Raw genomic sequence first — 10,670 nt, 5'->3', positions numbered from 1 at the left:
GGTATAAAGATAAAAAAAGAAGTGAGAAATGAAAAGTGAAAAGTGAAAAACTATAAATAATTTTTCACTTTTCACTTTTCACTTTTCACTTTTCACTTTTCACTTTTCACTTTTCACTTTTCACTTTTCACTTTTCACTTTCTTTCATCGATGCCTTATACACCCCCACCTCCGCTATCTGCGCAGGAGCCAGGGCACGTAAGACAGTTAGTCGCAATTTGGAAGCAGTAACGGCATCAAAACGCAGAAGGCGTTTGTATCCCACCGTGGTAAAATTTTTGATCAGTTTCCAACTGCTGCCATCCCAGTACTCCAGTTGAGCTTCGGCGATGCGTTGGCCTTCGGCGATGTTTTCTTGCACCATAAAACGGTCGAAAGTAGCAGCTTTGGGCAAATTGATTTCGATGGCCGCTTTTTCCGGTGCGTTGATCCAGGTGCTGAGTTTGTTGTCGACCAGTTTTTTGTTCTTGCCGGATTTGGCGAGATTGGTTTTGAAGGTCTCGTTCAGGATGCTCCGAAACTCCTTGATGGCAGCTACATCCTGCGGACAAAGCAAGCCTTCGCGGTTGGGGGGTACGTTGAGAAGCAACAAGCTATTGCGGCCAACCGATTGGTAGTAGAGGTTCACCAGATTTTGTGGGGAGCGCACTTTATCGTCTTCTTTGGGGTGATAGAACCAGCCTGGACGAATGGACACATCCGTTTCGGCAGGGATCCATTCCGTACCTTTTTCGTCACCAGTGTTCAGGTATTTGGAGTCCGCCACACCAGGCGCCATGCCCGCAGTGATGATGGTCGACCAGCAGGTTTCGCCTGCATTTCCCGACTCATTGCCTACCCAGCGTACACCAGGGCCTGCATCCGAAAAGCACACGGCCTGGGGTTGAAGTTCTTTTACCATACTCCAAAAGCCTTGGAAATCGTATTGCATGTCTTTTGCATTTGGCCCTCTGGCCCCATCGAACCACACCTCATGTACCACGCCGTAATTGCTCAGCAATTCGCGCAACTGGTTTTTGTAAAAATCATTGTATTGGTTCGTGCCGTAGGTTTTTTCGTGCTGATCCCAGGGGGAGAGGTAAAAGCCAAACTTGAGTCCTTGCGCCCGGCAGGCGTCGGCCACTTCTTTAACGATGTCGCCTTGGCCGTTTTTCCAGGGGCTGTTTTTGACCGAGTGATCAGTGTATTTGGAAGGCCAAAGGCAGAAACCATCGTGGTGCTTGGCCGTGATGATGCACATTTTGAAGCCCCCGGCTTTGAGCGCGCTGACCCATTGATTGGCGTCAAATTTGACTGGGTTGAAGATGCTGGGGCTTTCGGTGCCATCACCCCATTCCTTGTCGGTGTAGGTGTTGACGGTGAAGTGTAGGAAAGCGGTGGTTTCCAGTTGTTGCCAGGCGAGCTGGGCAGGGCTGGGTTTGGGTAGGTTTTGGGCGAAGGCCTGGCTACCTAGGAGCAACAGAGCGAAACAAAAAAACTTGTGGACCATGAATAATTTGGTTTAAGCGTTTGTTGAAGTTTTCTGAGTGCAAAATAAACATTTCAACCAGCGCTTAAACCTTAAATAGAACCTAAAACTCACTCGTAAAGTGAAACTGCACCTTCGGATGGTTCTCTTGTACCATCTTCAAGGACCATTCCGATTCGGCCAAAAAGACCAGTTTACCTTCAGTATCGTGAGCCAGGTCTTTTTTGCGGCGGGCCGTAAATTCTTTCAATGCCGTTTCATCCGGGCAGGAAATCCAGCAGGCTTTGCGCAGAGAGGCAGGCTCGTAAGTCACTTTGGCCCCGTATTCGTGTTCCAGGCGGTACTGGATCACTTCAAATTGCAGGGCCCCCACCGTGCCGATGATGCGTCGCCCGTCGGTATCGCGGGTGAACATTTGCGCCACCCCTTCGTCCATGAGTTGATCCAGGCCCTTGGCCAATTGTTTGGTTTTGAGGGGATCTGCGTTGTTGACAAAGCGGAATTGTTCGGGGGAAAAACTGGGAATACCCTTGAAGTGCAGCACTTCGCCATTGGTTAGTGCGTCGCCGATTTTAAAGTTTCCCGAGTCATACAAACCAATCACATCGCCAGGGAAAGCCTCGTCGATGACCGTTTTTTTAGCTGCCATAAAAGAAGTAGGGTTGGCAAACTTCATCTTTTTGTTCTGGCGAACGTGCAGGTAGTTGGTATTGCGTTCAAACTTGCCGGAACAGATGCGCAAAAAGGCAATCCGGTCGCGGTGGTTGGGGTCCATATTGGCGTGGATTTTAAAAATAAATCCACTGAATTGGTCTTCAGTTGGGTTGACGGCGCGCTCTTCGGTTTCGCGGGGCAGTGGCTCGGGAGCAATTTCCACAAAACAATCCAGCAATTCCCGTACCCCAAAGTTGTTGACTGCCGAGCCAAAAAACACCGGCGAAAGTTCTCCTGCCAGGTAGTACTCCTGGTCAAATTCGGGGTATAAATCTTGAATCACCTCGGTTTCTTCGCGCAAGGTCTTGGCCATGTCCGCGCCTACTTCCTTGTCCAGTCTTTGGTCATCAAGACTGGTGATGCTGATGACTTCTTCCTCTTCCTGCTTGCCGTGGGGTTGAAAAAGGATCAGGTTTTTTTCGTAAATGCTGTACACCCCTTTGAAGCGGCTCCCCATACCGATGGGCCAGCTCAGGGGAGTTACACTCAGGCCGAGTTTGGACTCCACTTCATCCAGGAGGTCAAAAGCTTCTTTCCCTTCACGGTCCAATTTGTTGATGAACACGATGATGGGCGTATTGCGCATGCGGCAAACCCGCACAAGTTTTTCGGTTTGGGGCTCTACGCCTTTGGCCACGTCGATGACCACAATCACACTGTCCACGGCAGTAAGGGTGCGGTAGGTGTCTTCTGCGAAGTCTTCGTGACCAGGGGTGTCCAGGATGTTGATTTTGAGACCGCGATAATCGAAGGCCATTACGGAGGTGGCCACGGAGATACCCCGTTGCCGCTCAATTTCCATGAAGTCGGAAGTGGCTGCTTTTTTGATCTTGTTGGATTTCACCGCACCAGCTACCTGAATGGCACCCCCGAAGAGCAGTAATTTTTCGGTCAACGTGGTTTTACCGGCATCCGGGTGACTGATGATGCCAAAAGTGCGGCGCTTTTTTAATTCTTCTACAAAACTCATGCACAACGATTTTCGGAGCGCAAAAGTAATAAAAATCGGGAAGTAATTTTTTGCGTCATACAGCGTAATCTGGGTTTTAAGCAAAAAACACTTTTACCAATAAGAACAATGCCGAAGGACACAACAAACATCCCAGCCCTGTGTAAAACGTAGCTGTCATAGCTCCATAAGGCACCAGTTTTGGATCGGTAGCGCCTAGTCCGGCAGCAACACCACTCGTCGTTCCCATCAAACCGCCGTAAATCATTGCCGACTGGGGCGAATTCAATCCAATGAAACGGGCGATTAAAGGGGTACCAATCGTTACCAGAATAGATTTGACTACTCCTGCTGCGATGCTGATCGCAACCACATCCGAAGCCGCTCCAACCGCCGTACCCGTCACTGGGCCTACCACAAAAGTGCAGGCTCCGGCGCCAATGGTGGTGATGCTTGCTGCGTCCTGATAACCCAGCGCAATGGCAATCATCGCTCCGGCAAAAAAGGACAATATCACCCCAACCAGCAGCGAAACTACTCCAGCCAACCCCGTTTTTTTGATGATGCCAAAACTGACCCCCATCGCAGTGGAAACAATGGTAAAATCCCGGAACATGGCCCCGCCCATCAGTTCAAAACCCGACAAAACCTTGATGTCGGCAATACCTTTGCTGCCACCCGTCGCTACCCCGGCAAAATAGGCCAGGACCAGCCCACTAAAAATGGCAATCGCCGAACCAGGGATTTTTTTATTCGTCAAAATTTTAGACAAATATTCCGCCACAAGCATCAGCAAACCCGTCACCAAAAAAGCCACGATGAGGCCATTTTTGACCAAAACTGTAGTAATGTATTCCATCGTTTATTCGGGTTTGGGGCTGAGTTTGGAGATTAAAGGCATGGTAGCCAGACATACAAATACGGGCACAATGCCAGCCAGTAGTGCTACCAATCCACTGGATAAAGCAAGCTTGGCGTTCTGCGTAGCCGACATGGCCACAATGACAGGCAAGTACATTTTGCTCCAAAATACTACCCCTTCCTGCATTTCCAGGTGAAAACGCCCGCGTTGTTCCAGCCAGTTTTGGGATAAAATGAGCAATAGCATTGCGAAACCAACGCCACCTACATTGGCGTCGATGCGGAGCAAACGCCCCAGGGTTTCTCCGATGAGTTGTCCGATGACGTAACAGGCTGCGAGTAGTGCAACTCCTCTAATGAGCATGACGATGAAATTTGGCTGGGAAAATAGGACTAAACCCTTGGAATTGTCCTATTTCCCTCCATTATTTTATTCACCTTTCATCAGCCGCACTGGCCCCAATAAACCGGAGTCCAACAACTGCCATTCCGGCTTGATTGTCACATTCGTTTTGGTGATCCGTTCATTCTGTGGTTTGCCGCGGTCGCCCACCAGGCGATTGCGCCAGGAATTCACCACCATCACTTCGAGTTCATTGCCTTTGGCCTTCAACAATCCCGACACCGGAATCCGAAAAGGAGGGCACCACAAGATCCCCAGGTCTTTACCATTCACTTTGACTTGGGCAATGCCTACGTCTTTTACGGCACCCAAATCGAGAAACAACTGCCCATTCAAATCCGCCGCGTCAAAATTGGTGCGGTACATGGCGGCACCAGAGAAATATTTGATACCCGGTTCGGGGCGCTCGGTCCAGCTGATCAGCGAATCCAGTTGCATTTCCTGATGGCCGTATTCGGGGTCGAAGAGCACCCGCCAGCGGGTTTTGAGGGTATCGATGGCGCGGTAATTGAGGTAGTTGGGGGCTTTAGAAGCGGCTGTACTTCCAGCAGGTAAGGCTTTGCGGAAAACCACAAAGATGGAACCATTGGGCCCAAAGTCCAGCGGCACAAAGGTCTTGCCTTCTTTTTGGTAAAAAGTGCTGGCTGGTCGTACTTCCCCAGTTACGGCATCCCACAGCTCCGGTTGTTTGCCCTGCATTCGAAAAGCGGCAGTAAGCTGGGTGCTCACCGGGTTTTGGCTGCTGATGAAATAGATATCTTCCGTTCCAACCTGCCGATGGATGTAATCGTAAATTTTACCCTCCGGTTTTTGCACAAAAGCGCAGTCGGGTGCCAGGGTGGTATTCAAAACCTCTTTGGCTGTTTTACCCCAAATTACTTTGCCGCTGCCTACGCTGCGCATGCCTACCGCTGCCGGAGCTTTGCCCCACAAGCTGAGCACAATGGCTGTGCGCTGTTTTTCCGCTGCTTCACCACCCATTAAACTTGCGGTACTCAATGGCGGCCTGCCAATCACCGTTGCCCCAGCCAAGACCAGCGCCTGCACTTTTTTCAAAGCCGCCAAAGACAAAATCTGGTGATTGGGCAATACCAGTACCCGGTAACTCACCCCATGCGGCAGCACAATCCGACCATTTTTCACGGCCAGGGCCAATAATTTATCCTCGTTGATGAGGTCGTAATCGTAGTCGGGTAAGGCACCAGCGGGGTCATCTTCCTTGTAGCGCCCGAGGTTGGGGATGTGGTCGCCGTAATAGTACAACACATCGGCTACCGAACGCCCCTGTTGTAGCATCATTTGGCAGCGGCTCAGGTATTGGATAAATGGCCCGGAGTAATGCCACCAGGTCACGTTGGGATTGAAATGGGTGCCCGCGAAATACTCCTGGCCGGGTAGGCCCATCTCCCGAGGGGAGCAGGTAAAGGTGTGCAGGTAAACGAGGTTGAGTCCGGCGCAGTATTCGTGGTCGGCGCTGGGTTTCATATCGGCCCAGATGACGTCGTTCCAGTGAGGACCGATGGTGGTGAAAGACTCGGCACCCACCAGCTTTTTGTCAAAAATTTTGGCTGCGCTGGCGGCTTGTTTCACAAAAAAACGGTCGATGTGTTTGGAACGGTGGGGCGAAGGTGACCAAAACTCACTCATCATGATTTCGGAATGACTGTAGTTTTTGAGGCCATCAAATGGGCCTGCGTGTGGCCCAGCGGATTCGGGCTGGATGCCCATGCCGTATTTTTTGGCTCTTTCAGCAAAAACGCGGTAGTGATTGTCCGAAATGCAGTCGCCCAGGGTTTTGCGCAAGTCGTTCAGGAAGCGATTGCTAACCTCACGGCTTTCGATGATTTTGCCCGCCAAGACGGGCAGGTAAGGAAGGGGATCATAGCCCCGGCGTTTTTTGAATTCGGCTTCAAAACCATCCGTCCAGTTCATCCCTCCTGCTTCAAAGCTGTCGGTTTGCAGGTAGCGGAGGGTTTTGCCAGCGCGATCGCCGATCATTTGCAGAAGCGGTTCCACGTGGGTGTCCCAATAGCGGTTGAAATGTTTGGCGCTCATGTAGTCCATCACCCGGCCTTGCCATTTGCCGCTGGAGGTCGACACATGGGCGTCGGTGGGGGAGTAGCCGAGGCGAATGATTGTCCAGTCACCGGGTGGGGCGGTCCAGTCCAGTTGGCCATTTTTAAAATAGGCGTTGAGGTTCAGGACTTGTTTGAGGGCGGCATCTTCTTCTCCAGGGGTACCGGGAATGTCTGTCAACAAGGGTCGGGTTTCGGGTACGGACCAACCCACTTCCCGGGTGGCGGCTTTATTGGCAAAATCGCGGATGGGTTGGCGCTCTTTGATTTCTTTGTAAGGAATGGCCAAAACCACAATATCCTGGTAATAGTCGTACCTACTGGGCGGCTGCGCTAGGGTTTGTTGAATGCGGGTGCCGCCTTGGACTTTGGTTTCCGAAAAAACCACCTGTTTGGCGGCTTCTTCCGGGGTGATGTCCGGTCCACCCAAATTCCAGCCACTCTGGATGCTGAGCGACATCACCAGTCCATGTTTTTCGGCTTCATTGATGGCATGCAGGTACAGGTCGCGCCAGTCCGGGCTGCCAAACATCGGGCCTTCGGGCACCTGGGCATTGCCGCGTTGCTCAGCCCCTCCGGCGTCAAAAATGCAGGCCCCGCTGAACCCTTTGGCTTTCATCTCGGCCAAATCGCGGGAGATGGCGGCCTTGGTAACGTTGCCATTGAGCCACCACCACCAGCAGCGGATGCCGTAGCGCTGGGGGGGTGAGAGGAAGTCGGTTGGGGATAAGGGGCTTTGAGGGGGCTGGGCGAATGCTGCTACTTGCATCAGTAGCGCTAAGAGGAAAAGGAGTGACAATTTGTGGATGGCCCGCATAACAATTGGAATATGGTGGTTGAATAAATTTTGATAAGCTTGTAGGAACGAGTAAGCTATTTACAGCTTGTTCTTTACTTTACTTTATTTTTTCGTTCCTTAACCTTGTTGGCTTCATCAAAGCTTTGTCCATTTCAAAAGGCAAGACCCAAACTTTATTTGCTTTCTGGTTTGAAAAATAAAGCTTGGAAATCGAAAATTGATTCGCATCGCCGTCAGCCCAAAAGGCGTAAAAATTTGGATGTGCGTACAATGGGCGGCGGGCATACGCATGATTTCGAAGACTATTACTGGTTAGGTTCCGAATTTTAGTCCAGGTTTTTCCTTCGTCACTGGATTCCCAGAGCACCATTTCGCCACCCGTTCCATATTGTTGTGGGCCAGCAGTCGTAGGCCCAATTATTCGCCACAGCTTGGGCTCGATGTAAAGCGATCCCATGTCATAATTGTGGGTAGATTCACATACTTTATGAAATTCCCAGTGGGTATCTTTCCAATGAATGACCACCCATTCCCGTTGGCCGCTTTGAGGCCCTGGTTTTGCACTTTTCCCTAATACAGCGAGTATGATGGGGTTTCCTCGCAGGTCAAAATTCAGGTCGTTTAAATAAACAAGTTTTGCCTCAACTGCATAATCTTTGACCAATGCCTTGTTGTAGGTATCGCTTAGCGGAGTTTTTAAGACTTCACCACCTACTGTTTGCCAAGTTTTCCCCCTATCATTCGTTTTTACCACATAGAGGTTGGTGCGTTGATCTACGTTTCCTCCGGGATGGTAATTAAAAGCAGTTACCAAAGTATTGTCGCGCATATTGGTAATTTGGTAATGCCCACCCATTCCGGCAAGTTTTTGATCGGGAGCCCAGGTTTTGCCGTCACTGCTTGTAGACCAATACAATTCACGGCCATTGGTGTATTTGGTAAACAGCAAAAGAAAACCATTTGCTTCAGTTGCCCAGGGTTGTGGATAAGTTATTTCCGCTTCACGAACTTGCTCAAATGCATCAATAGTATAGGGTTGCTTACTTTTGAAAATCAGGCCTGGCCTGACTTTTCCACGTCCGCTTACAAAAATCCACACATACCCATATTTGTCAATGGAAAGAGAGGCGTTGTCATGGGGGTCGTCTACTCCCATCTTATCACAAACAATGACTGGTTTGGGTACTTTTTTTTTGCGGTGGTCAAAATAGGATATCATGATCAATAAATGCCTTTCATCTTGATGCCTAGTCCCTCCATACACAAAAAAAGTTTTTTGGACTGGAGGTGCATAAATCGCTACTGGCAAGTGATTGGCAGTGTAAGTGCCCAGCCCCCCTGAATATTTATCCCCATATTCTGAAAACTGGCCCAATGTAAACCAAATTCCTTTGTAGCCATCCATTCTCAGGTTTTGTGCATGTATACAGGGGATGCCAAAAATGAAAACCACGCAAAGCCATAGAAAGCCATAAATTTTTTGGTGCATGGGTTCGATTTAAATGATGCTACTCGAATTTTTTTTTGAGGCTCTTAGAAAGAAGATCAATTTCATCTACTGTTGCCCCGCCAAGCGAACCCCGATTTTTCCCTTCCCCCCCTTAAACAAATAAGCCGGAATCCGCAATTCAAGCCGCTTCAAACCTGGAATCTGCCGATCAAGCTCCAATGGTGCTGGGTAAAGGGAAATGACGGAAACACTGATTTCAGGATGGGAAAGGTTTTCTAGCTTCAGTTTTTTGCCATCCTGTGTCAAAACTGCTCCACCTTTTATGATTTCTACATCAGCGGTGGTCATCAATTGCCAGGTGACCATTTTGGTAGCAGGGATGGTTTCAATTTGGTCTTCGATGAGTAAAGATTGTGGGCCATCTTTTACGAATCTGCGTTGGGCACTTTTTAGCTGCCCGGCAAAAGTAGGGCTCATTTCGATGGTCGCTTCTGGATTAGTTCCAGCTTTGAAATCGGCAATGGTCGCCAGACCATCCGTAATGTGTAGGGAATCGTTGACAGTTAAAGTGCTGTGACCGTAGTTGTTTTTAGTGAGTAGCTTCCAGCGTTGGCAGGTTTGGCAGCGCCCCCACAGGTCAAAACCCGTTTTTTCCAACAAATGGTATTCCTGATTGCCGGGATCAACTACCCAGCGCACACCATTCAGTTCAAATACAAAGGAACCACCATCCATATTGCCGTGGTTGACGGTGCCGCGACCGCCCTTTCCTCCAAAATAATACTGGTGAGGATCGGTGGGGCCACTTTTAAAAATAACGATGGGGTTGGAGCCCTTGCCGCTCCAAGCCTCGGGCACTTTAATGTCTTGGGCTTCCTTGTACTGGGACAACCAGACCAAACCAGCCCCTTCTAGGCGACCCAATTTGCCCATCTTTTCGGTTGGGCGCAAAAAACGCTCTTTTTCAAAAAAGACCTTGTTCCCTGTTTTTGCCGCAAACCAGGCCAGGGTGACATCGCCGTTTTCGCCCCGCTTGTCGCCACAATCGGCGAAGTTGTAATACCAACCCGAGGGTGCTACATTGAGCACTTTGTAGGTTGCACTTTCAATAAAAGCAGGGTATTTAGACAAGCCAAAATCGGTGCCGAAGGCACTTTCAAACATGGCCGCCGTAACCACACTAAAACTGGTCCCATAACCCCAATAGGTTGCTCCTTCCGGGTAGACACCATCGGGGCCGTATTCGTCCAGGGCGTGGGGCATACCTTCTAGGGCGCGGTGGATGGTTTGGGCGGCGAGCTCTGGGTCCTGTTCGGCGATCACGATGGCTGCAGCGATCATACCTCCGTGGCAAACCTGGTTCCAGTTGTTGGTTCCATTTACCCAACCTGTATTGCCTGCTTTGTTGTAGCTGGGTTTGATGCCCTTTTCGATGAGGGCCGTTTTGGCCAAAGCCACCGTTGTTTTGGGCAAGTCCTCACCCGCCCAATCCAGGGCAAGGGCAATCGCCAGCGACATTTCAGCTACATCCAGGTAATGTGAGGGGTTCCAGTCTGAGAAGTTGCACACAGCCAACACTTCCTCATTGATGCGCTTGAGGATGCTTGGGTCTTTTTCCAGGCGATAGGTCATACCCAGCATGTTGATCCGGTACAACATTTCGCGGGAAACGGCCAACAAACGCCGACCTTCTACGATGCGTTCAAGCAAGGGTAGTTTGGTGATGCTTTGGGCATTGAGGCGAATGGCCTGGTACATGTTTTTGATAACGGGGTCAGATTCGATCTTTTTTTTGAGGTCTTTTTCAATGTCTGCATTTAACACCAACCTTGGACTTTTTTTGCGCAGCTTTTCTTTCAGGTATTGTACAGACATGGGGTTTTCCAGCTTTGGTTCCGGGGTAGTGCGATTAGGGCTTGGAGACGAGATAAAAGCAGTACTCAGGAAAAGT

The 10,670-nt window shown here is 49.9% G+C and carries 7 protein-coding genes; all 7 read right to left on the bottom strand.

Annotated elements, in window-relative coordinates:
* Positions 1 to 127: 127 nt before the first annotated feature.
* Positions 128 to 1,489, bottom strand: a complete 1,362-nt coding sequence (locus SFV55_RS09035) for an alpha-L-fucosidase (RefSeq protein WP_320029165.1) — start codon at positions 1,487 to 1,489, stop codon at positions 128 to 130.
* Positions 1,490 to 1,571: 82 nt separating this feature from the next.
* Positions 1,572 to 3,152 (bottom strand): peptide chain release factor 3, encoded by a 1,581-nt coding sequence (locus tag SFV55_RS09030; protein ID WP_320029164.1) that lies wholly within the window; start codon positions 3,150 to 3,152, stop codon positions 1,572 to 1,574.
* 76 nt (positions 3,153 to 3,228) lie between these two features.
* Positions 3,229 to 3,990, bottom strand: coding sequence for a malonate transporter subunit MadM (madM, locus tag SFV55_RS09025; RefSeq protein WP_320029163.1), 762 nt, complete (start codon positions 3,988 to 3,990; stop codon positions 3,229 to 3,231).
* Positions 3,991 to 3,993: 3 nt separating this feature from the next.
* Entirely contained in the window at positions 3,994 to 4,356 is a 363-nt protein-coding gene (gene madL, locus SFV55_RS09020; protein ID WP_320029162.1) for a malonate transporter subunit MadL, read from the bottom strand.
* A gap of 66 nt (positions 4,357 to 4,422) precedes the next feature.
* Positions 4,423 to 7,287 (bottom strand): glycosyl hydrolase, encoded by a 2,865-nt coding sequence (locus SFV55_RS09015; RefSeq protein ID WP_320029161.1) that lies wholly within the window; start codon positions 7,285 to 7,287, stop codon positions 4,423 to 4,425.
* Between the two features lie 79 nt (positions 7,288 to 7,366).
* The gene (locus tag SFV55_RS09010; protein ID WP_320029160.1) at positions 7,367 to 8,674 is read right to left on the bottom strand and encodes a BNR-4 repeat-containing protein; all 1,308 of its coding nucleotides are present in this window, start codon (positions 8,672 to 8,674) and stop codon (positions 7,367 to 7,369) included.
* Between the two features lie 150 nt (positions 8,675 to 8,824).
* Positions 8,825 to 10,670, bottom strand: a 1,846-nt coding sequence (locus SFV55_RS09005) for a heparinase II/III family protein (RefSeq protein ID WP_320029159.1), incomplete at its 5' end; no start/stop codon positions are given.

The sequence above is a fragment of the Haliscomenobacter sp. genome, assembly GCF_033763495.1.
Lineage (GTDB): Bacteria > Bacteroidota > Bacteroidia > Chitinophagales > Saprospiraceae > Haliscomenobacter.
Note: the sequence above shows the minus strand (reverse complement) of the source record. Positions and strands in the feature narration are given on the sequence as shown.